General features: G+C 53.0%; 25 protein-coding genes. 12 read left to right on the forward strand and 13 right to left on the reverse strand.

Annotated elements, in window-relative coordinates; translation table 11 throughout:
* The first annotated feature begins 8 nt into the window (after positions 1-8).
* Positions 9-650, forward strand: a complete 642-nt coding sequence (gene pncA, locus AC1VYI_RS15365) for a bifunctional nicotinamidase/pyrazinamidase (RefSeq protein ID WP_134866515.1) — start codon at positions 9-11, stop codon at positions 648-650.
* Between the two features lie 45 nt (positions 651-695).
* On the opposite strand, the gene AC1VYI_RS15370 is transcribed toward pncA, so the two are convergent.
* A complete protein-coding gene (locus tag AC1VYI_RS15370) occupies positions 696-959 on the reverse strand; it encodes a YeaC family protein (protein WP_196238666.1) in 264 nt (87 codons plus the stop codon).
* Positions 960-1,015: 56 nt separating this feature from the next.
* A complete protein-coding gene (msrB, locus tag AC1VYI_RS15375) occupies positions 1,016-1,429 on the reverse strand; it encodes a peptide-methionine (R)-S-oxide reductase MsrB (protein ID WP_008500710.1) in 414 nt (137 codons plus the stop codon).
* A gap of 340 nt (positions 1,430-1,769) precedes the next feature.
* Here msrB and gapA point away from each other — a divergent pair, with 340 nt between their 5' ends.
* Entirely contained in the window at positions 1,770-2,765 is a 996-nt protein-coding gene (gapA, locus tag AC1VYI_RS15380) for a glyceraldehyde-3-phosphate dehydrogenase (RefSeq protein ID WP_023311257.1), read from the forward strand.
* A 73-nt stretch (positions 2,766-2,838) separates the two neighbouring features.
* A complete protein-coding gene (locus AC1VYI_RS15385; RefSeq protein WP_045353654.1) occupies positions 2,839-3,723 on the forward strand; it encodes a D-hexose-6-phosphate mutarotase in 885 nt (294 codons plus the stop codon).
* 78 nt (positions 3,724-3,801) lie between these two features.
* On the opposite strand, the gene AC1VYI_RS15390 is transcribed toward AC1VYI_RS15385, so the two are convergent.
* The gene (locus tag AC1VYI_RS15390; RefSeq protein ID WP_023311255.1) at positions 3,802-4,548 is read right to left on the reverse strand and encodes a MipA/OmpV family protein; all 747 of its coding nucleotides are present in this window, start codon (positions 4,546-4,548) and stop codon (positions 3,802-3,804) included.
* A 431-nt stretch (positions 4,549-4,979) separates the two neighbouring features.
* Between AC1VYI_RS15390 and yeaG the strand changes: the two genes are divergently transcribed.
* The 3 genes from yeaG (at position 4,980) to AC1VYI_RS15405 (ending at position 8,873) form a co-directional block, all read left to right on the forward strand.
* Positions 4,980-6,914: a protein kinase YeaG gene (gene yeaG, locus AC1VYI_RS15395; RefSeq protein WP_008500713.1), complete on the forward strand. Its 1,935-nt coding sequence runs from the start codon at positions 4,980-4,982 to the stop codon at positions 6,912-6,914.
* Between the two features lie 76 nt (positions 6,915-6,990).
* Positions 6,991-8,274: a YeaH/YhbH family protein gene (locus AC1VYI_RS15400; RefSeq protein ID WP_032651499.1), complete on the forward strand. Its 1,284-nt coding sequence runs from the start codon at positions 6,991-6,993 to the stop codon at positions 8,272-8,274.
* A 98-nt stretch (positions 8,275-8,372) separates the two neighbouring features.
* Positions 8,373-8,873, forward strand: a complete 501-nt coding sequence (locus tag AC1VYI_RS15405) for a YbaK/prolyl-tRNA synthetase associated domain-containing protein (protein WP_134866516.1) — start codon at positions 8,373-8,375, stop codon at positions 8,871-8,873.
* A gap of 20 nt (positions 8,874-8,893) precedes the next feature.
* Here the strand turns inward: AC1VYI_RS15405 and yoaI are convergent, their stop codons facing one another.
* Positions 8,894-8,998 carry a small membrane protein YoaI gene (yoaI, locus tag AC1VYI_RS15410; protein ID WP_088544756.1) on the reverse strand — a complete coding sequence of 35 codons (105 nt, stop codon included), beginning with the start codon at positions 8,996-8,998 and terminating at the stop codon, positions 8,894-8,896.
* A 145-nt stretch (positions 8,999-9,143) separates the two neighbouring features.
* Between yoaI and AC1VYI_RS15415 the strand changes: the two genes are divergently transcribed.
* On the forward strand, positions 9,144-9,590 hold the full coding sequence (locus tag AC1VYI_RS15415; protein WP_226483712.1) for a DUF441 domain-containing protein: 447 nt from the start codon (positions 9,144-9,146) through the stop codon (positions 9,588-9,590).
* Here the strand turns inward: AC1VYI_RS15415 and AC1VYI_RS15420 are convergent.
* A complete protein-coding gene (locus AC1VYI_RS15420) occupies positions 9,574-10,365 on the reverse strand; it encodes an AraC family transcriptional regulator (protein ID WP_023311251.1) in 792 nt (263 codons plus the stop codon). The two genes, AC1VYI_RS15415 and AC1VYI_RS15420, sit on opposite strands and share 17 nt — an antisense overlap.
* Positions 10,366-10,464: 99 nt before the next feature.
* Between AC1VYI_RS15420 and AC1VYI_RS15425 the strand changes: the two genes are divergently transcribed.
* Positions 10,465-11,652 (forward strand): CynX/NimT family MFS transporter, encoded by a 1,188-nt coding sequence (locus AC1VYI_RS15425; protein WP_134866517.1) that lies wholly within the window; start codon positions 10,465-10,467, stop codon positions 11,650-11,652.
* Positions 11,653-11,683: 31 nt separating this feature from the next.
* On the opposite strand, the gene AC1VYI_RS15430 is transcribed toward AC1VYI_RS15425, so the two are convergent.
* Positions 11,684-12,391 (reverse strand): CTP synthase C-terminal region-related (seleno)protein, encoded by a 708-nt coding sequence (locus AC1VYI_RS15430; protein WP_047742173.1) that lies wholly within the window; start codon positions 12,389-12,391, stop codon positions 11,684-11,686.
* A gap of 101 nt (positions 12,392-12,492) precedes the next feature.
* Here AC1VYI_RS15430 and AC1VYI_RS15435 point away from each other — a divergent pair, with 101 nt between their 5' ends.
* Positions 12,493-12,837, forward strand: a complete 345-nt coding sequence (locus AC1VYI_RS15435; RefSeq protein WP_023311248.1) for a DUF488 domain-containing protein — start codon at positions 12,493-12,495, stop codon at positions 12,835-12,837.
* Here AC1VYI_RS15435 and AC1VYI_RS15440 read toward each other — a convergent pair whose 3' ends face one another.
* Both AC1VYI_RS15440 and AC1VYI_RS15445 read right to left on the reverse strand, forming a co-directional pair.
* Positions 12,838-13,143: a nuclear transport factor 2 family protein gene (locus AC1VYI_RS15440; protein WP_023311247.1), complete on the reverse strand. Its 306-nt coding sequence runs from the start codon at positions 13,141-13,143 to the stop codon at positions 12,838-12,840. It lies immediately after the preceding gene.
* Positions 13,144-13,223: 80 nt separating this feature from the next.
* Positions 13,224-13,478 carry a putative hemolysin gene (locus AC1VYI_RS15445; RefSeq protein WP_023311246.1) on the reverse strand — a complete coding sequence of 85 codons (255 nt, stop codon included), beginning with the start codon at positions 13,476-13,478 and terminating at the stop codon, positions 13,224-13,226.
* A 309-nt stretch (positions 13,479-13,787) separates the two neighbouring features.
* Here AC1VYI_RS15445 and AC1VYI_RS15450 point away from each other — a divergent pair, with 309 nt between their 5' ends.
* Together AC1VYI_RS15450 and AC1VYI_RS15455 are read left to right on the forward strand one after the other, a co-directional pair.
* Positions 13,788-14,816 (forward strand): sensor domain-containing diguanylate cyclase, encoded by a 1,029-nt coding sequence (locus AC1VYI_RS15450; RefSeq protein WP_032658325.1) that lies wholly within the window; start codon positions 13,788-13,790, stop codon positions 14,814-14,816.
* 45 nt (positions 14,817-14,861) lie between these two features.
* On the forward strand, positions 14,862-14,960 hold the full coding sequence (locus tag AC1VYI_RS15455) for a YoaK family small membrane protein (RefSeq protein ID WP_029739841.1): 99 nt from the start codon (positions 14,862-14,864) through the stop codon (positions 14,958-14,960).
* 130 nt (positions 14,961-15,090) lie between these two features.
* Here AC1VYI_RS15455 and AC1VYI_RS15460 read toward each other — a convergent pair whose 3' ends face one another.
* The 3 genes from AC1VYI_RS15460 to AC1VYI_RS15470 form a co-directional block, all read right to left on the reverse strand.
* Positions 15,091-15,339 carry a GlsB/YeaQ/YmgE family stress response membrane protein gene (locus tag AC1VYI_RS15460; RefSeq protein ID WP_006174788.1) on the reverse strand — a complete coding sequence of 83 codons (249 nt, stop codon included), beginning with the start codon at positions 15,337-15,339 and terminating at the stop codon, positions 15,091-15,093.
* A gap of 286 nt (positions 15,340-15,625) precedes the next feature.
* Positions 15,626-17,110, reverse strand: coding sequence for a sensor domain-containing diguanylate cyclase (locus AC1VYI_RS15465; RefSeq protein WP_406807667.1), 1,485 nt, complete (start codon positions 17,108-17,110; stop codon positions 15,626-15,628).
* A 113-nt stretch (positions 17,111-17,223) separates the two neighbouring features.
* Positions 17,224-18,774, reverse strand: a complete 1,551-nt coding sequence (locus AC1VYI_RS15470) for an EAL domain-containing protein (protein WP_226483710.1) — start codon at positions 18,772-18,774, stop codon at positions 17,224-17,226.
* A gap of 205 nt (positions 18,775-18,979) precedes the next feature.
* Here AC1VYI_RS15470 and AC1VYI_RS15475 point away from each other — a divergent pair, with 205 nt between their 5' ends.
* Complete coding sequence (locus AC1VYI_RS15475) at positions 18,980-20,479, forward strand: EAL domain-containing protein (RefSeq protein WP_134866519.1); 1,500 nt, start codon at positions 18,980-18,982, stop codon at positions 20,477-20,479.
* 290 nt (positions 20,480-20,769) lie between these two features.
* On the opposite strand, the gene AC1VYI_RS15480 is transcribed toward AC1VYI_RS15475, so the two are convergent.
* On the reverse strand, positions 20,770-21,015 hold the full coding sequence (locus AC1VYI_RS15480; protein WP_045401572.1) for a YmjA family protein: 246 nt from the start codon (positions 21,013-21,015) through the stop codon (positions 20,770-20,772).
* A gap of 74 nt (positions 21,016-21,089) precedes the next feature.
* A complete protein-coding gene (locus tag AC1VYI_RS15485; protein ID WP_023311240.1) occupies positions 21,090-21,437 on the reverse strand; it encodes a DUF1304 domain-containing protein in 348 nt (115 codons plus the stop codon).
* Positions 21,438-21,508 lie beyond the last annotated feature (71 nt).

A 21,508-nucleotide genomic window follows, 5' to 3' on the forward strand; every position in this document is an offset into this window, starting at 1 on the left:
GAGTGCTCATGAAGCAACGCGCCCTGCTACTGGTCGATTTGCAAAATGATTTCTGCGCGGGTGGTGCGCTGGCCGTCGCCGAAGGTGACAGCACCGTTGACGTGGCAAACACGCTGATTGACTGGTGCAAAGCCCGCGGTGAAGCGGTTGTCGCAAGCCAGGACTGGCATCCGGCGAACCACGGCAGCTTTGCCAGCCAGCACAACGTCGAGCCTTTCACTCAGGGTGAACTCGACGGGCTGGCGCAAACCTTCTGGCCGGATCACTGCGTACAGCAGACGGAAGGCGCGGAGCTGCATCCGCTCCTGAATCAGAAAGCCGTCGATGCGGTGTTCCATAAAGGTGAAAACCCGGCTATCGACAGCTATAGCGCGTTTTTTGATAACGGGCATCGCCAGAAAACGGCGCTGGACGCGTGGTTACGTCATCACGAAATCACGGAGCTGATCGTGCTGGGCCTGGCGACGGATTACTGCGTGAAGTTTACCGTGCTGGACGCGCTCCAGTTAGGTTATACCATCAGCGTCATCACCGACGGCTGCCGCGGGGTAAACATTCATCCGCAGGACAGCGCTCAGGCGTTTATGGATATGGCTGCGGAAGGCGCAACGCTGTATACGCTCGAAGACTGGCTGGAAACGCAGGCGTAGTCTTTTACGCCCTCTCCCTGTGGGAGAGGGTATCAACCCGCACCGTTATTGCATTTTCATCGTCGCAATCGGCTTCGGCGTGATGCCGAAGTCTTCTTTCAGCTCGCGCTTGCTCTTCATCACCATCTGGCCTTTGGTGTCGATCGTCATGTGCTGCGCGTCGGTGTTATTGCGCGCCTGCCACAGCATCACCAGCTGTAAACTGTTCTCTTTTTGCTCCGGCGTCAGCGCGACGCCGTCGGGCCATTTTCCCAGTTCTACGGCGGTCACCAGACGCTGATAAATTTCCGGCGTCATGCCGCTAATCATGTCATCAATATTCACACTCGCGCCCTTTCAAAGGAATAATTTGCTGAATCGTTTTTTCAACCCTTAATCTGGTCACCGTTCTCATCATCGGTGAAGCTCATTGAGGCCGAGTTTACGCAGAAACGCTCGCCCGTAGGCTGTGGGCCATCCGGGAAGACGTGCCCAAGGTGCGCATCGCAGTTGCCGCAGCGAATTTCCGTGCGCACCATGCCGTGCGACGAGTCGGTCAGGTAGCGGATGGCCTCATCGCTCACCGGCTCGTAAAAACTCGGCCAGCCGCAGCCAGAATCAAATTTCGTTTGTGAATTGAACAACGGGGCATCACAGACCAGACAGTGGTAGACGCCGTCTCGCTTGTTGTGCAGTAAACGCCCGGTGAACGGCGGTTCCGTTCCGTGATTCTGCGTCACATAAAACTGCATTTCTGTGAGGTTTTTTTTCAAATCGTCAGGGTTACGTTGGTTCGACATATGCTTACATCTCGCTGTAGAAACAGACATCTTTCAACCCGGATTCTAACAAAACATTAACACCCTTGCGTGCACTTTTGATCTAAACTTATGTGTCGCGAATAAGCGGTCAGGCAATTGTGATCATGTTCACATTTTTATCCTGCGAGGACTTTAAAATCCCGGCTCAGCCCCCATATGGGTGCAAGCTCAAAGGGAAAGTGAGGCGAGTCAGTCGCACAAACGTTAGTCACAGGATTGATTTGTCGCAATGATTGACACGATTCCGCTTGACGCTGCGTAAGGTTTTTGTAATTTTACAGGCAACCTTTTATTCACTAACAAATAGCTGGTGGAATATATGACTATCAAAGTAGGTATCAACGGTTTTGGCCGTATCGGCCGTATTGTTTTCCGTGCTGCTCAGAAACGTTCTGACATCGAAATCGTTGGTATCAACGATCTCCTGGACGCTGAATACATGGCGTACATGCTGAAGTACGACTCAACTCACGGTCGTTTCGACGGCACCGTTGAAGTGAAAGACGGCCACCTGGTTGTTAATGGCAAAACCATCCGCGTTACTGCTGAAAAAGACCCAGCTAACCTGAAATGGAACGAAATCGGTGTTGACGTTGTTGCTGAAGCAACCGGTATCTTCCTGACCGACGAAACTGCACGTAAACACATCACTGCGGGTGCGAAGAAAGTTGTTCTGACTGGTCCTTCCAAAGACAACACCCCAATGTTCGTTCGTGGTGCAAACTTCGAAACTTACGCTGGCCAGGATATCGTGTCTAACGCATCCTGCACCACCAACTGCCTGGCACCGCTGGCTAAAGTTATCAACGACAACTTCGGCATCATCGAAGGTCTGATGACTACCGTTCACGCAACCACCGCTACTCAGAAAACCGTTGATGGCCCGTCTCACAAAGACTGGCGCGGCGGCCGTGGCGCGGCTCAGAACATCATCCCATCCTCTACCGGTGCTGCTAAAGCTGTAGGTAAAGTACTGCCAGAACTGAATGGCAAACTGACTGGTATGGCGTTCCGCGTTCCAACTCCTAACGTATCCGTTGTTGACCTGACCGTTCGTCTGGAAAAAGCTGCTTCTTATGAAGAAATTAAGAAAGCAATCAAAGCTGCTTCCGAAGGCGCAATGAAAGGCGTTCTGGGCTACACCGAAGACGACGTTGTTTCTACCGACTTCAACGGCGAAATCTGCACTTCCGTGTTCGATGCTAAAGCAGGTATCGCACTGAACGACAACTTCGTTAAACTGGTTTCCTGGTACGACAACGAAACTGGCTACTCTAACAAAGTACTGGACCTGATCGCTCACATCTCTAAATAAGTTGAGATGAGTGCTTGATCCAAAAAGGCGACTTCGGTCGCCTTTTTTTATTTATAAGACAGAGGATTGCTTAATGATTAATAAAATTTTTGCACTTCCGGTAGTCGAACAACTTACCCCTGTGCTCTCCCGCCGTCTGATTGACGGTGCCGACGTTATCGTCGTTGACCACCCACGCGTTAAAGCTTCCGTGGCGCTGAACGGCGCGCACCTGCTCTCCTGGAAACCGGAAGGTGAAGCCGAAGGTTTGTGGCTGAGCGATGCGACCTCCTTCAAAAAAGGGGCGGCTATTCGCGGCGGCGTGCCGATCTGCTGGCCGTGGTTCGGCCCGTCCGCACAGCCGGGTTTGCCGTCTCACGGTTTTGCCCGCAACCAGCAGTGGACGCTGAAAGCGCATAACGAAGATGACAACGGCGCAGCGCTGACCTTTGAGCTGCAGGCTAATGATGAAACCCGCGCCCTCTGGCCGCACGATTTCACCCTGTATGCCCGCTTCAAACTGGGTAAAACCTGTGAAATCGAACTGGAAGCTCACGGCGAGTTCGAAACCACCTCTGCCCTGCACACCTATTTCAACGTGGGTGATATCAGCGTCGTGAAGGTGAGCGGCCTGGGTGATACCTATATTGATAAAGTCGATAACGCGAAAGAAGGCAAACTGAGCGACGGCGTTCAGGCATTCCCTGACCGTACCGACCGCGTTTACCTGCACCCGGAAGCGTGCAGCGTGATCCACGACGGCGCCCTGAACCGCGGCATTGAAGTGGTCCATCATCATCACAGCGACGTGGTGGGCTGGAACCCGGGTCCGGCGCTGTCCGTCAGCATGGCCGACATGACGGATGATGGGTATAAAACGTTTGTCTGCGTGGAAACGGCTCGCGTGACCAACCCGCAGAAAGCGAGTGAAGAAAAACCGTCTCGTTTAGGGCAGACGATTCGCATTGTTAAGCGATAAATTCTCTGCACCACGCTAAAGCAAACGGGGCGCAAGCGCCCCGTTTTAATGCATCAATTGCACGATATTAGTGCGCAATCAGAACTTGTAGCTCACACCCACAGAGAAGATGCCTGCCCAGGACTTATCGACCATCGGGCTATCCTTCACTTCGTCGCTCAGACGCTCATAGCGGCCGGTACCGTACACGCTCCAGTCGCCAAGGAAGTTGTAGCTCGCGGTCAGCTCCAGGTAAGGATCCCAGCCGTCATCTGCACTGTAGCTTTTCAGACCACTTCGGCGTGACTCGTTTTTAGAGACGCCGTAATAGTAGTCGTTGTAGTTCTCGCTGTTGTACTGCACACCGATACCCGGCGTCAGGGTGAGCCCGCCGTTGGTGTAGCGGTACAACCACGCCAGATCCCAGATAAAGCCGTTGCTGTTATCCAGCGTATCACCCGCCAGGGCCGTACGCAGGAAGCCATACTCGGTGTTATGTACATAAGAGAGCCCGGCCATCATGGTGCTTTTACGCTTGTCGAGCTGGCGAAGCGCATGGCTGTCGCTGTCACCCGGCTTGAAGTGCGTTGGGTCGTAGTAGGCCATGATGGAGAGCTTATCGGCCTTATCGTTCCAGAGATAGTAGCCGCCGCCGAGCCCGCGGAACCAGACGTTGTCGCCTTCATAGGTGATAACGGGAACAGGATAAACATCACGGTCATACTGTTTATACGGGCTGTTAATGACGCCAACACCCGCGCCAACCGTCCACTGACTTTCCGCCTGTGCGGTGTTCACTGCGGTCGCGGCAAAGATGCCTAATGCCAGAAGTTTGAGTTTGGTCACAATCCATTCTTTCCTGTAGTCAAATAATCAGCGGATGAAGTGTAACCGCCATTCCCGTACATCCCAAAATTTTTTGCCTGCTAATCAGTCTGATTAACCCGTTATTTTTAACTTTTCAGATGACAACCCGCTTTCATTTATATGACCACTGAATGAAAAACGTGCATTTGTCTTATAACGACAGTGGAAATTTTTGGATGAGTTATTGATATGTCATTGAAAGTAGATTTTCTGGGCATGCAAGTTTTGCAAATGCCATCTACGCTTTAATTTAAGAAGAGTTTTCCTGAACACCCTGCGGTTCTTAGCGTCTGACCTGGCACACAGGTTGCTGCTCTGGCAGTGAGGTGCGAGAGATTCTCTTCCGGGAGCCTCCACTACTCATACGAACGGCTCTTATCCTGTGCTAAAAAACGAAAGGACGGCATGCCATGAATATATTCGATCACTATCGCCAGCGCTATGAAGCTGCCAAGGACGAAGAGTTCACACTGCAGGAGTTTCTTACCATCTGTCGGCAAGATCGCAGTGCCTATGCCAATGCGGCAGAACGGCTATTGATGGCTATTGGTGAGCCAAACATGGTTGACACTGCCCTGGAGCCTCGGCTTTCCCGTCTCTTTTCGAATCGGGTGGTCGCCCGATACCCGGCGTTTGAAGAGTTCTATGGTATGGAAGATGCCATCGAACAGATTGTCTCCTATCTGAAGCATGCCGCTCAGGGTCTGGAAGAGAAGAAACAGATCCTCTATTTACTCGGCCCGGTGGGTGGCGGTAAATCCTCGCTGGCTGAACGCCTGAAGTCGCTGATGCAGCGCGTCCCTATCTATGTGCTGAGCGCCAACGGTGAACGCAGCCCGGTGAACGACCATCCGCTGTGCCTGTTCAACCCGCAGGAAGACGCGCAGATTCTGGATAAAGAGTATGGCATCCCGCGTCGCTATCTCGGGACCATCATGTCGCCGTGGGCGGCAAAACGCCTGCATGAGTTTGGTGGCGACATCACCAAATTCCGCGTGGTGAAGGTCTGGCCGTCTATCCTTGAGCAGATCGCCATCGCCAAAACAGAACCGGGTGATGAGAACAACCAGGATATCTCGGCTCTGGTAGGTAAAGTCGATATCCGTAAGCTGGAAAACTTCGCGCAAAACGATCCGGACGCCTACGGTTACTCAGGCGCGCTGTGCCGTGCGAACCAGGGGATTATGGAATTCGTCGAGATGTTTAAAGCACCGATTAAAGTGCTGCATCCCCTGCTGACGGCTACCCAGGAAGGCAACTACAACGGGACGGAAGGTATCTCCGCCCTGCCGTTTAACGGGATTATTCTCGCCCACTCGAACGAATCTGAATGGGTGACCTTCCGTAATAACAAAAACAATGAGGCCTTCCTTGACCGCGTGTACATCGTCAAGGTGCCTTATTGCCTGCGGATCTCCGAAGAGATCAAAATTTACGAGAAACTGCTTAACCACAGCGAGCTGGTGCACGCTCCTTGCGCACCGGGAACGCTGGAAACGCTGTCGCGCTTCTCCATCCTTTCGCGTCTGAAAGAGCCGGAAAACTCCAGCATCTATTCGAAAATGCGCGTCTATGACGGTGAAAGCCTGAAAGATACCGACCCGAAAGCGAAGTCGTATCAGGAGTACCGCGATTACGCTGGCGTCGACGAGGGGATGAACGGTCTGTCCACGCGTTTCGCGTTTAAGATCCTCTCCCGCGTCTTTAACTTCGACCATGCGGAAGTGGCGGCCAACCCGGTTCATCTGTTCTACGTGCTGGAGCAGCAAATCGAACGCGAGCAGTTCCCGCAGGAGCAGGCTGAACGCTACCTTGAGTTCCTCAAAGGTTACCTGATCCCGAAATACGCCGAGTTCATTGGCAAAGAGATCCAGACGGCCTACCTGGAATCCTATTCAGAATACGGGCAGAACATTTTCGACCGTTACGTCACCTATGCTGACTTCTGGATCCAGGATCAGGAGTACCGCGACCCGGATACCGGCCAGTTGTTTGACCGTGAATCCCTGAACGCGGAGCTGGAAAAAATCGAGAAGCCTGCCGGGATCAGCAACCCGAAAGACTTCCGTAACGAGATTGTGAACTTCGTCCTGCGCGCCAGAGCGCATAACAACGGGCGCAATCCGAACTGGACCAGCTACGAGAAGCTGCGCACGGTCATTGAGAAGAAAATGTTCTCCAATACCGAAGAGCTGCTGCCGGTGATCTCGTTTAACGCCAAAACCTCAACCGATGAGCAGAAAAAGCACGACGACTTTGTCGACCGTATGATGGAAAAAGGCTACACCCGCAAGCAGGTCCGCCTGCTCTGCGAATGGTATCTGCGCGTGCGTAAATCGTCTTAAAAAACAAGTGCCCGGTGGCGGTTAGCGCTGACCGGGCCTACAAAATGCAAGTTGGCAAATGCAGTACGGGGGGTATATGACCTGGTTTATTGACCGGCGTCTTAACGGCAAAAACAAGAGCACGGTGAACCGCCAGCGCTTCTTGCGTCGTTATAAAGCGCAAATTAAACAGTCTATCTCCGAGGCCATCAATAAACGCTCGGTGACCGACGTCGACAGCGGCGAGTCTGTCTCCATCCCCACCGATGACATCAGCGAACCGATGTTTCATCAGGGGCGAGGCGGCCTGCGCCATCGCGTACACCCAGGTAATGACCACTTCGTTCAGAACGACAGAATTGAGCGTCCTCAGGGCGGCGGCGGTGGTTCAGGAAGCGGTCAGGGACAGGCCAGCCAGGACGGTGAAGGTCAGGACGAATTTGTCTTCCAGATTTCGAAAGACGAATATCTCGACCTGCTGTTTGAAGACCTGGCGCTGCCGAATCTAAAAAAGAATCAGCATCGTCAGCTTAATGAATATAAAACCCATCGTGCGGGCTATACCGCCAACGGCGTGCCCGCCAATATCAGCGTTGTGCGTTCGTTGCAGAATTCGCTGGCGCGACGAACGGCCATGACGGCGGGCAAACGGCGCGAGCTGCGCGAGCTGGAGAGCAGCCTGAAGGTCGTGGAGAACACGGAACCGGCGCAACTGCTGGAAGAGGAGCGTCTGCGTAAAGAGATTGCGGAACTAAGAGCGAAGATCGAACGGGTACCGTTTATCGACACCTTCGACCTGCGCTACAAGAATTACGAAAAACGCCCCGAGCCCTCCAGCCAGGCGGTAATGTTCTGCCTGATGGACGTGTCCGGCTCGATGGACCAGGCCACGAAGGATATGGCGAAGCGTTTTTATATTCTGCTCTATCTGTTCCTGAGCAGAACCTATAAGAACGTGGAGGTGGTTTATATTCGTCACCATACTCAGGCGAAAGAAGTAGATGAACATGAGTTTTTCTACTCGCAGGAGACCGGCGGGACCATCGTATCAAGCGCTCTGAAGCTGATGGATGAAGTGGTCAAAGAGCGTTACGACCCGGCGCAGTGGAACATTTATGCCGCGCAGGCGTCCGATGGCGACAACTGGGCCGATGACTCACCGCTGTGTCACGAGATTCTGGCGAAGAAAATTCTGCCGGTGGTGCGTTACTACAGCTATATCGAAATTACCCGTCGCGCGCACCAGACCCTGTGGCGGGAGTATGAACATCTGCAAGCAATGTTCGATAATTTTGCCATGCAGCATATCCGTGACCAGGATGATATTTATCCGGTGTTCAGGGAGCTGTTCCACAAGCAATCTGCTACCAGCAACGCATAACCCAACAGCCAGCGAACGCGCTGGCTGTTTTCTTTCGACCCCGCCCATCCCGTGCTAATGTAGAACCCTGCATACAGGATTATCACCGGGAAATCGTTATGACTGACGACGTTATTGGGGCAGGAACCCACCAGCAGCTGATTACCTTACTCACCGAGCAGGGCGCGCGGTTTCGCGTCATGGAGCACGAGGCGGTCGGGAAATGTGAAGCGGTAAGTGAAATTCGCGGGACCGATCTGCGACAAGGCGCAAAGGCCCTCGTCTGCAAGGTGAAGGGAAACGGCGTAAAAAAACACGTTCTGGCTATCCTCGCCGCCGATCTGCAGGCCGACCTGAGCCAGCTTGCCCGCCATTTTGGCGGGCTGAAGGCCTCCCTCGCCAGCCCGGCTGAGGTCGATACCCTGACCGCCTGCGTTTTCGGCGCGATCCCGCCCTTTAGCTTCCATCCTGATTTGGCGCTGGTTGCCGACCCGCTGCTGTTCGAGCGTTTTGATGAAATCGCCTTTAACGCCGGCCTGCTGGAGAAATCCGTGATTATGGATACCCAGGATTACCTGCGCATCGCCCGTCCTGAGCTGGTGACCTTCCACAAAGCGTAACCGTGATGGCTGACGACCTGTCAGCCTTTTCTTTCCAGAAACAGCACGGAGGCGATGAGAATAACGGCAATAGCGAAAAACGATGAGGAGATAATCAGCGTTTCCACAAACATGTGATCGTTCATGATGGCGACCCCTTTTGCGATATCTGCCTTCGTTTTAATCCGCGTAAATGACAAGGTTATGACAGCAATAAAATCTTTTTAAAACTGTCCTCCGCCGCGTTTGCGCGTACAGTAAGCAGGTTAATTATTTTGGCAAGGATTCCCTATGTTTGACCCTACTCTTCTCATTCTTCTGGCACTCGCCGCGCTCGGCTTTGTCAGCCATAACACCACCGTCGCCATCTCGATTCTGGTGCTGATTATTGTTCGCGTGACCCCGTTAAATAGCTTTTTCCCGTGGATAGAAAAACAAGGCCTCACCATCGGGATCATCATCTTAACCATCGGGGTAATGGCGCCCATCGCCAGCGGCACGCTTCCCGCCTCAACGCTGCTGCATTCGTTTGTAAACTGGAAATCGCTGGTGGCGATCGCGGTGGGGGTTTTTGTTTCGTGGCTGGGCGGGCGCGGCGTTACGCTGATGAGCAGCCAGCCCTCGCTGGTGGCGGGTCTGCTGGTGGGCACCGTGCTGGGCGTGGCGCTCTTTCGCGGCGTGCCGGTCGGCCCGCTGATTGCGGCGGGCCTGGTCTCTCTGTTTATTGGGAAGTCGTAGTCAGGCTGGCCATATAACGCGCCGGCGTCTGGCCGAGTCCCTTCCTGAACATGGTGATAAACGCTGTGGTAGAGTCATAGCCGAGTGACTGTGCCACCTGCTGTACCGATTTCCCACCAATCAAATGCTGTAAGGCCACAATCAGCTGCAGCTGGTGGCGCCAGCGGCGAAAGCTTAAACCGGTCTCTTTCACCACCAGCCGCGCCAGGCTGCGTTCGCTCATGGCAAAGTGGCTCGCCCACTGCGTCAGCGTCTGCCAGGCGGCGGGCTCTTCCGCCATTTTCTCGCTCATCAGCCGAATTTTAGGATGGGGCGAGACGGGCAGCTGCAGATGCTCCTGACGCTGGAGCGGCAGCTCGTCAAACAGAACGTCCACTAGGCGCGACGTGGCCGCAAGAGAGAGCTGTTCACGCGATTTTTCCGCCAGGGATAAAATCAGTTCCCGCACCAGAGGGGAGATTTTCAGGGTGCAGCAGCGGTCGGGCAAGCTTGCCGCCCCCGGTTCAATGAACAAAAAGCAGAGCTGCGCCCCCGGGGTAGCCCTGTTGCTGTGCGGCATTTGGCCGGGGATCCAGACGGCGTACTGGGGCGGAACCATCAGCATGGCATTTTCCACTTCGCAGGTGATCGCGCCGCCGAGGGCCAGAATCAACTGCCCCTTACGGTGATGATGCCGGGGAATATACTGCTCCTCCGCCACCACGCGGATGCGAAATGCGACGGCCGCATCGTGCTGGCTATCGGGATCATAGCCGTCCAGTCCCAGACCAATCATCAGTTTGTCCGATTTTAGCGATAAACTGTCATTTTAGCCTGATTTCAACCGCCGGGAAAATCGGTATTGTGTGCGCTCGCTTGAACGTATGAGAACATAATGACTACTGCTATTCGCACCTCAGGAAAACACGGCGCGCTGTTAATTGCAGGCATCCTGATGATTGCCACTACGCTTCGCGTCACCTTTACCGGCGCAGCTCCGCTGCTCGACACTATTCGTCTTGATTATGGCTTAAGCACGGCGCAAACCGGTCTGCTGACCACCCTGCCCCTGCTGGCTTTCGCCCTTGTCTCACCGCTTGCCGCAGGCGTTGCCCGACGTATCGGCATGGAGCGCAGCCTGTTTGTCGCCCTGCTGCTGATTTGCGCCGGAATTGCACTTCGCTCGCTGCCTTCCGCCGCGCTGCTTTTCATCGGAACGGCGGTCATCGGCTGCGGGATTGCGCTCGGTAACGTGCTGTTACCCGGATTAATTAAGCGTGACTTCCCGGGCCAGGTAGCCCGGCTCACCGGGGCCTATTCCCTGACGATGGGCGTCTCGGCGGCCTTTGGCTCAGCGATGATAGTTCCCCTGGCGCAGGGTAGCGCGGGCTGGCATGGCGCGCTGCTGATGCTGATGGCGTTTCCGCTGGTCGCGCTGCTGCTCTGGCTGCCGCAGTGGCGTCAGAAACACGTTGCGACGGTAACGGGCGCTGGCGCGCTGCATAATCACGCCATCTGGCGCTCGGCCCTCGCCTGGCAGGTGACGCTCTTTTTGGGGATTAACTCGCTGATTTACTACGTCATCATCGGCTGGCTGCCGGCGATATTGCTCAGCCACGGCTACAGCGAAGCGCAGGCCGGCTCGGTGCACGGGCTGTTGCAGCTGGCCACGGCCGTGCCGGGGCTTGCCGTTCCTCTGGTACTCCACCGTCTGAAAGATCAGCGGGGGATCGCAGGTGCGGTGGCGCTGATGTGCGCGGTAAGCGCGGCGGGGCTATGGTTTATGCCTGACATGGCGGTGATGTGGACGCTGGTGTTTGGCTTTGGCTCCGGAGCAACGATGATCCTCGGCCTGACGTTCATCGGCCTGCGCGCCAGCTCTGCGCACCAGTCTGCGGCGCTCTCCGGCATGGCGCAGTCGATTGGCTATCTGCTCGCCGCCTGCGGCCCTCCGCTGATGGGGAAAATTCACGATAGCGCGGGAGACTGGCGGATCCCGCTTCTGGGCTGCGCCCTGGCCGCCGTGATAATGGCTATTTGCGGCGTTCTGGCCGGGCGAGACCGGGAGATCGCCCCCCGTTAAACAGTGCGGCAGACCCTCGGGTCTGCCTTTTTTACCCACGAGCGGCGCGCAGCATCGCCTGCACCAGCACGACCGGACGGCCTTCCAGCGCGGCACGCTCGTGCTGGAATAAGGTAATCACGAAGAACGGATGCGTAACCAGCTCTGCGGCGCGAATTTCCCCCTGTTCGTCCCAGCCCGTAACGTGCATATCACCGCTTTCCAGCGCCTGGGAAAACGCCGGCGACACGCCATAGTTACAGTGATAGCCCTCTTCAATTTCCGGCTTGCCGTACGCTTTCGCGATCAGCGTATTTTTGCGCAGCTCAATGGCATCGGTTTTTTCCACCAGCGAACAGGCCAGCGGCGCAATCACCATGGTGCCTTCGGTATCCGTCTCGGCATGTGCCGCATCGGCCCAGCCCAACACATTGCGGGCATACTCAATCAGCGCGTGCTGGAATCCGCCGCAGGTGCCAAGGAATGGAATGCCGTATTCACGCGCATAGCGCGCGGCGATAAAAGCCGCCTCGGTGTTTTTATAGGGGCTGGCAGGCACCAGCCAGATGGCATCGTAGCCCACCAGATCTTCAGGGCTTGTCAGCTCCGTGGTGGCAAGCCAGTCGTAATCGGCGGTGAGGTCAAGGACTGCGGCGGCGTCGTCAATGGCTAGCGGGATCGCCTGATGCGCAATAACACTGGGATTGTAATCGCCAACCAGCGCAATGCGCAGCGTCGTTTTAACCGGGAGGTGTTCCATGAAAGGTTCCTTATGCCAGAGTATTATCAGATAACATAAGGAACCTCAGACTACCGATCTTCTGCAATTATCACAATACCTTAAATTGGGAGGGTGGAATTATGATTCAATGCAAACGCGTATACGAGCAGGCTGGCCCGGACGACGGCTATCGGGTGCTGGTGGACAAACTGTGGCCGCGCGGGGTTAAAAAGACGGACCTCGCGTATGATGAATGGTGTAAAGCGCTCACGCCCTCGAATGAATTACGCAAGGCCTTTCATAGCGAAACCATTGATTTCGCCGCCTTCAGTAAGGCCTATAGGGAAGAGCTGGCGCAGCATGCTGACGAGGGAATGCGTCTTGCGACGCTGGCGAACAGGCAAACCGTCACCCTGCTCTACGCTGCCAAAGACACGAAGCAAAATCACGCCCTGGTATTAGCCGACTGGCTGCGCCATCTCTGATCAGCCGATCGCCAGCTCGTCAAGCATTTGCGGCGCTTCATCGGGGGTGAGCGGCATCAGATGTTCGGCGCGGACAAAGGCAAAGCCGTGCTGATTGTCAAAGGCATAAACATCGCCAGTCACCAGCCAAAGCGCGCGATCGGCGGTAGCGGGTAATTGCGTCATCACGCCGTTGACCGGGTTAACGAAACGCAGGCCGGGCTGACACAGGCCAAACAGCTCAACAGATTTACCAATATTGCGACGGCCTGACGCCGTGCGGGCACCGATGATCATCGCCATGCTGCCCGGTTTAAGCTGAAACATACTTCTCTCACGGTAACGGTAGCCAGGAGCTGGCTAAGAATAATCCTAAAGAGAAGTGTATCGCAGGCAATATACGTCTGTCACCTGGTGGGTTGCGGACGATCGCGACGGTAGAGCGTCCATTCATCAATCACTTCGCCGCCCGGTAGTTTGCACTCCGTGCGTACGCCCTGCGGGCTTTGAACCGGGATCTGTTCCCCGCCTTTCTCCAGGCAGTACACGGAGGCCGGGTTCGCCATACCGATAGCGTGAGGCGGTTTCGGCGCATCGGGTGGGGTTGTTTTCGCGGTGCAGGCAGCCAGGGGAAGCGCCAGCGCCAGAAGCAGAAATCTCATCTCATTGATCCTTGTGACATCATGACAGTCTAAGGGTAACGGGTCATCGCCGCTTTCTCCATGATTTCTCCATTTTAACTGCACTTTTCAACACTATAGTGTTGCATGTTCTCGATATGACCAGAGAACATCATTCCGTAATCAAGATGTCTTTGCCCCGGTCTCAACAACGGGGCCTTTTTTCTATCCTGCGGCCCACTCCCTGCATATATTAAATTTTTTATATTCATGTTTTACTATGCCTGAAGTCTAAAAACTCAGCATAACATGCAGATGCAGACGTCTTCTGCCTGGGAGTCATTCTACGTCATGTCGGATATTATCCTTGCCCGTGTTTCAGAAACCCTCGCCACTGAACAATCCCTTGAAGGTCTCGTTCGTCAGCTGCTGGAGATGCTGGAGATCGTGACTGACATGGAGTCGACTTACCTCACCAAGGTAGATATCGAAGCCCGACTGCAGCATATCCTCTACGCCCGCAACAGCAAGCAGATGACAATCCCTGAGGGGCTGAGCGTCCCGTGGGATGAAACGCTGTGTAAGCGCGCGCTGGATAGCGACACCGTATTCAGCAACGACGTTCCCGAACGCTGGCCGGAGTGCGAGGCGGCGAAAGCGCTCGGCATTACGACCTACATGAGTATTCCTGTCCATCTTGCGGATGGTTCACTCTACGGAACGCTTTGTGCCACCAGTACGGCCAGAAAGCCCCTTAGCGAGCGCGGTGAACAGGTTCTGAAGTTATTCGCCGGGCTGATTGCCCAGTCCATTCAGAAAGAGTCGCTGGTAACCCAGCTTCGCGAAGCCAATGCGGCCCTCATCGCGCACTCTTACACGGATGCCCTTACCGGTTTACCCAACCGTCGCGCCATTTTTGAAGATCTGACCACGCTGTTTTCCCTGGCGCGGCACCTTAAGCGTAACACCGTCATCGCGTTCATCGATCTGGATGATTTCAAGCTGATTAACGATCGCTACGGCCACGAGGCTGGCGACCAGTTCCTGATTGAAGTGGGCAAGCGTCTGACGGAAGAAAAACAGCAGGACGATATCATTGGCCGGCTGGGCGGCGATGAGTTTCTGGTGGCGTCGTTGAGCACATCCCACAGTGAAGGAGATAACGCGCAGGTCACGCTGCTCAAAACGCGCCTCAGCGCCTGTATTGCCGGTGAATACTGGCTGGGTAGCGTCAACCTCATATACCCCGGAGCCAGCGTCGGCGTTATCGAAGTGGACCCTCGGGTAACCGATCCGGACAGCGCATTACGCGACGCGGATGTCGCGATGTATCAGGATAAGAAAGGAAAAAGCAAAACACGCTTTCTCACTATGGATTAACCCCGTACACTCTACGGCGTTACAAGAACCGAAACAGGTGATGATATGAGAATAGGGATCCTCTTCCCGGTCGTTATTTTTATAACGGCGGTGATTTTTTTAGCATGGTTTTTTGTCGGTGGTTACGCGGCGCCTGGGGCATAAATGAGAAAAACGACTCTCATTATGCTGATCGTAGCCATCGCGGCGTTTGCCGGCACGCAGCTTGGCTGGTGGTAAACCCGCCACGTAAAAAAGGCCGCCATCTGGCAGCCTTTTTTAACGCTTTTAAGCCTTAGCTTTTGATTTTTCTGTAGATAAACAGAACAACCAGCGCACCGATGACCGCGACGGCAAAGCTGCCGAAGTTAAAGCCATCGACTTTGCCAAAACCGAACAGCGTACTGATCCAGCCGCCGACTACCGCGCCGATAATACCCAGTATTACGGTGACGATAAAACCACCGCCATCTTTGCCCGGCATAATCCACTTCGCCAGAATACCCGCAATAAGCCCAAAGATAATCCAGGATAAAATTCCCATAACTTTCCTCTCTGTATGGTTTTTGTCATTAAATCAACGACACAAAAAAGAATAGCACAGGATTTCAGAAAGGAAATTTGTGATAGGCATCACAATGAGAGAGTGCGCAATTATTCACCAACAAAAAGAACCTGCCGCATAAACTGTGGGGTTGCATCTTTTGTTGAGAAAGATTATCTTTCTCAACACTGAATAGTTGAGCGTAACACTCAGGTATTCAGTACGACATTGCTCACATTGCTTCCAGTATTTTTTGCCCACTCCTGAGTGGGCTTTTTTTTTCTGTTCAAACCCCAACAAACGCGTACCGGTTACGTCCCGCGCGTTTCGCCTGATAGAGCGCCTGGTCAGCGGCAATAATGATATTCTGCTGGCTGCCCGCGATGTCGACTGCACGCGCGGTGGAAATCCCGACGCTTACCGTCACCCGTCGGAAGGGGCTAAAAGCATGCGCGATTTGCAGGGAAAACACGTTGCGAATGATCGTCTGCGCCAGTCGAAGCGCCTCCTGGATATCCGTATCAGGTAATATCAGCGCAAACTCCTCTCCGCCGTAGCGCGCCACAATCTGATTATCACGGGTAAGGCTCTCCCTGAGACTGTTTCCCAGCAGCGCCAGACAACGGTCCCCTTCCGGATGGCCGTAGTTATCGTTGTATTTTTTGAAGTAGTCCACGTCCACAATCAGTATCGAAATCGCTGCGTCATGTGCGGCACACGTCGCGATTTCCGAGAGGATTCTTTCATCAAAAATGCGACGGTTATACAGCCCGGTCAACGCATCCTCGGAAGCGATAATCTTCAGCGCCTTATTATCTCTGGTTTTTCTGGATAAGTCGGAATACAGGAAGTACGACGCGACGATAAGTATCGCAGTGAAAACGAAAATGAGCAGCGCCAGCTGAATAGCCTGCTTGCGCCACGGAGCGAGGGCTTCATCAATGCTGACGGCCACGGTGGTCACCAGCCCGTAGCGTCGGTTTTTTTCATAGGCGTAAATGCGTTCGATTTTATCAAACCGGGAAACGGAACTGGCTATCCCGGTATTTTGTACCTTTAGGTATTTCCTGAAGAGGGGTGAATCAGAAAAAATCGTGCCGACGTAGGTATTTTTAAAGGGGTGACGGACCAGCAGCACGCCGGATTGCGTCGTTAAGCCGATGACGCCCAGGTGACCAATATTAATCTGCCCGTAAAGCGCGAGGAAATTCTCGATACCCAGCGTCACCACCACAACACCGTTAAATGCCCCGGTGTGGGTTTCAAGGCGACGACTAATGGTAATGACCCATTTGCCATTGGTTCTGCTTACCACGGGCTCACCAATAAAAATCTGCTGATTTTTATTTTCCTTGTGATAGATAAAAAATGACCTGTCCGATCCTTTGCGTGGGCCTGTAAAAGTTTCGTGCAAGGCGGTAAAGATATCGCCCTGAGCGTCGTAAACAACCACATTATTAATCTGGGTAAGAAGATTATCCTGATCATTTATCATCCGCTGAATATTGGTCGCCTGTTGCGGCGTCATGCCATAAATTTCGATTATGTCGGAAACGGTAGTAATTAACATTTCGCTTTGGCGCATGATCCCCTCGGTGTAGACATCAAGGGTATGGCTCAGGTTAGCAACGCTGGTATTAATTTGCTGAATTGACTGCTGTCTGGACGTGGCAATTTGGACGGCAAGCGACAGCGAGATGATCAATGAGACAATGATGACGGTAATGGTTGTTGTGTAAAAAGTATTTTTCACATGCACGAGCTTTTCCACCTTATCACGCCTGACATCCCTGGCTGACAACTCTTGTCACTGTAACAAAGCTCGGGATAAGAGGAAAATGAATTGCACTTAAGCATGCAACTGAAGCTCGTCTTTATTTCGTGTTACAAACTAACTGTCTCCCTGGGTTTAGATAAAATGACTTTAATAAAATCGATATAGGAGACGGGCTTACCAAAATAATATCCCTGTAACAGGGTTATCTCATTACGGTTGAGATACTCCAGTTGCTCTTTTGTTTCTACGCCTTCAGCAACAATGCGTAAAGAGAGTTTTTTCGCCAGGTCAATGACGCAGTCCAGCAGGATCGTTGAGTCCTTTTCCTCTGAAACCCGGTTCACAAAGCTTTTATCAATTTTAATATAATCAATGGCCAGCGCATTAAGGCATGACAGCCCGGAATAACCCGTACCAAAATCATCCAGGGCAATAACAAAGCCGGCGTTATGCAGCATGTTGAGGTTTTCCACGAGGTGGGGATTATCGATTAGCGGTTCACGCTCGGTCACCTCGAGAACCAGTTTGACCTCTTTACCCTGAAACCCCTTCCCGAAGACGCGGCAGTCACCGATAAATGAAGGCGCATTAATATGTCTGGCGCTGATGTTTACCCCGATATGAAACCCGTCCGGTAGCTTAGGCAAAAGCGGCTTAAGCTGGGTCACCACTTTTGCCATTAACCCTTTGGTCAGCGGTATAATCAACCCGCTACGTTCGGCAATCGGAATAAAGACATCCGGCGGGATAAAGCCTGACTTTGGATGCTTCCATCTTGCCAGGACCTCAACGCCGTATAACCCGCCGGTATCGCCGTTCACGATCGGCTGGTAATAAGGCACGATCTCCCCCTGCAAAATGGCCTTACGTAAGTCGTCTTCAAATGAGGTACTTTTCCCCTTGTATCGGCGGATCAAAATACCCACCGCCACCGATAGCGCAAGAATAAGCAGTATCAGGCTCCATCCCTGTTGCAAAAGCCGCGTCAGGCTGAAAAAGGCAGGAGGTTGCCAGGCGAGGCTGAAGGGAAATTGCGTTGATGCCGTAAGCGCCCCCGCCCAGGAGGCCGCTTTCCAGCCCCTCACTGCACCGTTGCGAACAAGCATGCTTTCGCCGACAACCAGCCCCAGATCCATGCTGTTCGATGCGTTTGCAATGACGTCCTGTAAATGCGCGTCACTGATGCTGACGATGACGCGCCCTCCCACGATGGGCATCTGAAAGACTAGCACCGGAATGCCGTTCACCAGTCGACTGCCCGGTAACAGCACCAATTTTTCGGCAGGTAACGTCTCAGGATGAATAATCAACACGCCATTCCCGGGAAGGGAAGTACAGATGATCTTACCCTGCTGCTCGATCATGATGGCGCGCAGATGCGGTTTTAGCGCTGCCTCTGTCCCCAGCGCCAGCTGTCCGCTACTGGTACACCCTTGGGCCGCAACGCGCTTCGCCGTGCTGGCCGCACTGACTGCTTCAGCCAGAATGTTTTCTATTTTTTGGGTGCTGGCCGTGGCGGTATGACTATTACTCAGCTTCGCCATCTGCCATAGCTGCCAGTTAATAATCAAAATGCCGCTCAGAAAAAGAAACAGAGCGCTAAGAATAGGGATCATCACGTTGCGCACGATGTTTTCCTTAATAGAAAAATCAAGCATGGATGTTCTGGTTGAAGAGCCTGTGCTAACCCGGTATTGCTTATAACAATGAAAATAGCTTAGATGAGAATTGTCTTAAAAAACTGATACTTTCGTATGAGTTCACCTGCCGGCATTTACTCACATGACGTGACTATCAGGCTTGTTCCTTGCCCTGGCTGTGTTAAGATTTGTGAAATCAGGGAGCGGACTGGATAACTGGAAAATGAAAAAGCTCATTGCCGTTGCTATTGCTTCAACGCTTCTGGTCTTCCTGTCTCTTTATGCGGTCAATGTTGTAATCATCGGTCAGCAGAAGAGCAAACAGCGTGAAATATCCCGTACCCTTTTACATTATTCAGAAGACGTGTCCCAAAGCGTGGCGCTGGGTCTCAAAAGCATCACGACGCAGGGATGTGATAAAACCAGCCTCGATCGCTACAGACAAATTAAGCTTAATAATCTTTATTTTGCCGATATCGGCTATATTGAGAAGGGAAAAATTGTCTGTACCGCTTTTTGGGGAAAACTCGCGACGCCCGTTGCACTTCCTGCAGAACTGCATAAAACGCCGAGGGGCTTTCTCCTGGCCCAGTTTTCGAGAAAAGACTTTTTCACGGGCAATGCGGCAATTTATAATAATATTATTATCTTCACCTCCCGCTATGCTTACGATAAATTCACCCCGGTTACCGCAAGCTATTCGCTCAGTGCTACCACCAAAGACTTCGGCAGAGTCTTTTTTTCGGCCGCCACGGAGCTAAATCAGCAGAGCTGGCTGCATTCGACGTTGTTTACCCTGACTCTGACACAGTGCAGCACCTTCTGGGACCTGTGCGTCATCGTGAAGCATCACGACGCCGGGCTGGCCTCGTTGCCTCCGTTTATCTTTGCGCATCTCGCAGTCATTCTCTGTTTTATCTGGATTGCGATAACGTTATTTATCTTCCGTATCTATGAAGACCGTTTTTCTCTGGAACGTACGCTGATAAAAGCCGTCATCACGAATACCATCAGCGTTAACTATCAGCCCATTATTCGCATTCACGATCAAAAAATCGTGGGCGTCGAAGTTCTGTCGAGATGGCGCGATCAAAAGCACGGGGACGTCTCTCCGGAGCTGTTTATCCCATTAATTAAGAAGATCGGCCTGTATAAAAAATATTACAGTAATATTATCGAAAAATCCCTTTCCGAAATTGCCCCTCTGGCGATAAAACACCAGCTGATAGTCTCAATAAACGTTGGGCACAAGGAAATTGAAGATGGACAGTTCATTACCATTTTGCGCCGTGCGTGTTTTGCCAATCACCTTCCCCTTTCCCTGATGAAGGTCGAACTCTCTGAGAAAGCCGTTTCCACGGCAGATATCCTCGAGGGATTCTGTCAGGAGCTGAAATCACTCGGCGTTAAAATATCAATAGATGATTTTGGCGTGCAGAACTCGAACCTCGCCCGCCTTTCGCTGCTTGAATATGATGAAATCAAAATCGATAAGTCGCTGGTGGACGGCATCAGCGAGCATTATAAGCAAAACATCTTTGTAATCTTCAGCGATGCCCTTGCAAGATTGAATAAAACGCTTGTTTTCGAGGGCGTGGAAAATGAAATTCAATATCGCTTTATAGCAAGCAGATATCCCGATGCGCTGATTCAGGGATGGTATTTTTCAAAAGCGCTCACCCGAAGCGAGCTGGCGAAGCGACTCACCGGGGTCGCACCGTAATCCGAAGCCTTGCGCGTCCGTTTTTTTCCAGTCGGGCATTTCTATTTTTTACGCAAAAACATATAGTCGTCACATTCAGACGGTAGATTACCCTGAAGCACACTCATATTTTGGTTAAAAACGTGAAATTATCCTTACTATTCCCAGTGGTACTCTTTTGTCTGACCGTTATTTTCGCGCTGTTTATAGACGCCCCCGCGTCGCATATTCTGCGGAAAAAATGCATGTGGTCCGATAGCGTGATGCTAAGCTGTATCGCAAAGCATCAGCATAACGGCTTTTGAAGCAGACTATTCATTTCCCCACTGATTGAGGAAGTTCGCAATATCATCGATGCGACCCGCACGGATCCCGGCCTCAGCGGCCATCTCCTGCTGGGCTTCCTCGCTAATCTCCTCATTATTCGATAAACGGGTGAGCAGCAGCTGGAAATAATGTGCCAGCGCGTCGCGCTCTGAGTCAGCGACGGGCTCTGCGGCTTCCGTCGCGTACTCATCGGCAATGTCATAATATTTCAGTGGGATATCGTTGTTCATAACTGTCTCGTCGCTAATCTTTACGGGTAAAGCCATCAGTATATCGGACGCCTAATCTCAACCAAAGCATTGCTTCAGATGAGTAACGCAAGCAGCGCTGCGAGAGCGGGCGCGGCCTGGACATACAAAATTTTTCGGCTGGCGGTGGCTGCGCCAAAGAGCCCGGCGATTAATACGCAGGTCAGGAAGAAGATGGCCACCTGAATACCCTTTTCGCCGAGCCAGAGGCTCCAGAGCAGACCGGCCGCCAGAAAACCGTTATACAACCCTTGGTTTGCGGCCAGCACGCGGGTCTCGCGCGCAAAATCAGGACGCAGATTAAAGGCCTTGTGCCCTGTTTTGGTATTCCACAGGAACATTTCCAGCACAAGAATGTAGAGATGGATGAATGCAACGACAGCGATAAGGACGGTGGCTAACATCGTATTGTCTCCCTCAGGCAGAGGCAAAAAAAACGGGAACCCTCAGGCCCCCGCTCTTGTTTAACCCAGAA

The sequence above is a fragment of the Enterobacter sp. QK-SA4 genome (genome assembly GCF_056856775.1).

What these genes read in the sequence shown, in the direction of transcription:
- AC1VYI_RS15415 (WP_226483712.1), top strand. Translation starts at nt 9,144, where the DNA reads ATGTTTGACCCTACTCTTCTCATTCTTCTGGCACTCGCCGCGCTCGGC.
- AC1VYI_RS15400 (WP_032651499.1), top strand. Translation starts at nt 6,991, where the DNA reads ATGACCTGGTTTATTGACCGGCGTCTTAACGGCAAAAACAAGAGCACG.
- AC1VYI_RS15485 (WP_023311240.1), bottom strand. Translation starts at nt 21,437, where the DNA reads ATGTTAGCCACCGTCCTTATCGCTGTCGTTGCATTCATCCATCTCTAC.
- AC1VYI_RS15430 (WP_047742173.1), bottom strand. Translation starts at nt 12,391, where the DNA reads ATGGAACACCTCCCGGTTAAAACGACGCTGCGCATTGCGCTGGTTGGC.
- AC1VYI_RS15440 (WP_023311247.1), bottom strand. Translation starts at nt 13,143, where the DNA reads ATGTTTCAGCTTAAACCGGGCAGCATGGCGATGATCATCGGTGCCCGC.
- gapA (WP_023311257.1), top strand. Translation starts at nt 1,770, where the DNA reads ATGACTATCAAAGTAGGTATCAACGGTTTTGGCCGTATCGGCCGTATT.
- AC1VYI_RS15420 (WP_023311251.1), bottom strand. Translation starts at nt 10,365, where the DNA reads ATGATTGGTCTGGGACTGGACGGCTATGATCCCGATAGCCAGCACGAT.
- AC1VYI_RS15385 (WP_045353654.1), top strand. Translation starts at nt 2,839, where the DNA reads ATGATTAATAAAATTTTTGCACTTCCGGTAGTCGAACAACTTACCCCT.
- yeaG (WP_008500713.1), top strand. Translation starts at nt 4,980, where the DNA reads ATGAATATATTCGATCACTATCGCCAGCGCTATGAAGCTGCCAAGGAC.
- AC1VYI_RS15455 (WP_029739841.1), top strand. Translation starts at nt 14,862, where the DNA reads ATGAGAATAGGGATCCTCTTCCCGGTCGTTATTTTTATAACGGCGGTG.
- pncA (WP_134866515.1), top strand. Translation starts at nt 9, where the DNA reads ATGAAGCAACGCGCCCTGCTACTGGTCGATTTGCAAAATGATTTCTGC.
- yoaI (WP_088544756.1), bottom strand. Translation starts at nt 8,998, where the DNA reads ATGAACGATCACATGTTTGTGGAAACGCTGATTATCTCCTCATCGTTT.
- msrB (WP_008500710.1), bottom strand. Translation starts at nt 1,429, where the DNA reads ATGTCGAACCAACGTAACCCTGACGATTTGAAAAAAAACCTCACAGAA.
- AC1VYI_RS15470 (WP_226483710.1), bottom strand. Translation starts at nt 18,774, where the DNA reads ATGCTTGATTTTTCTATTAAGGAAAACATCGTGCGCAACGTGATGATC.
- AC1VYI_RS15425 (WP_134866517.1), top strand. Translation starts at nt 10,465, where the DNA reads ATGACTACTGCTATTCGCACCTCAGGAAAACACGGCGCGCTGTTAATT.
- AC1VYI_RS15460 (WP_006174788.1), bottom strand. Translation starts at nt 15,339, where the DNA reads ATGGGAATTTTATCCTGGATTATCTTTGGGCTTATTGCGGGTATTCTG.
- AC1VYI_RS15445 (WP_023311246.1), bottom strand. Translation starts at nt 13,478, where the DNA reads ATGAGATTTCTGCTTCTGGCGCTGGCGCTTCCCCTGGCTGCCTGCACC.
- AC1VYI_RS15370 (WP_196238666.1), bottom strand. Translation starts at nt 959, where the DNA reads ATGATTAGCGGCATGACGCCGGAAATTTATCAGCGTCTGGTGACCGCC.
- AC1VYI_RS15450 (WP_032658325.1), top strand. Translation starts at nt 13,788, where the DNA reads ATGTCGGATATTATCCTTGCCCGTGTTTCAGAAACCCTCGCCACTGAA.
- AC1VYI_RS15480 (WP_045401572.1), bottom strand. Translation starts at nt 21,015, where the DNA reads ATGAACAACGATATCCCACTGAAATATTATGACATTGCCGATGAGTAC.
- AC1VYI_RS15475 (WP_134866519.1), top strand. Translation starts at nt 18,980, where the DNA reads ATGAAAAAGCTCATTGCCGTTGCTATTGCTTCAACGCTTCTGGTCTTC.
- AC1VYI_RS15435 (WP_023311248.1), top strand. Translation starts at nt 12,493, where the DNA reads ATGATTCAATGCAAACGCGTATACGAGCAGGCTGGCCCGGACGACGGC.
- AC1VYI_RS15405 (WP_134866516.1), top strand. Translation starts at nt 8,373, where the DNA reads ATGACTGACGACGTTATTGGGGCAGGAACCCACCAGCAGCTGATTACC.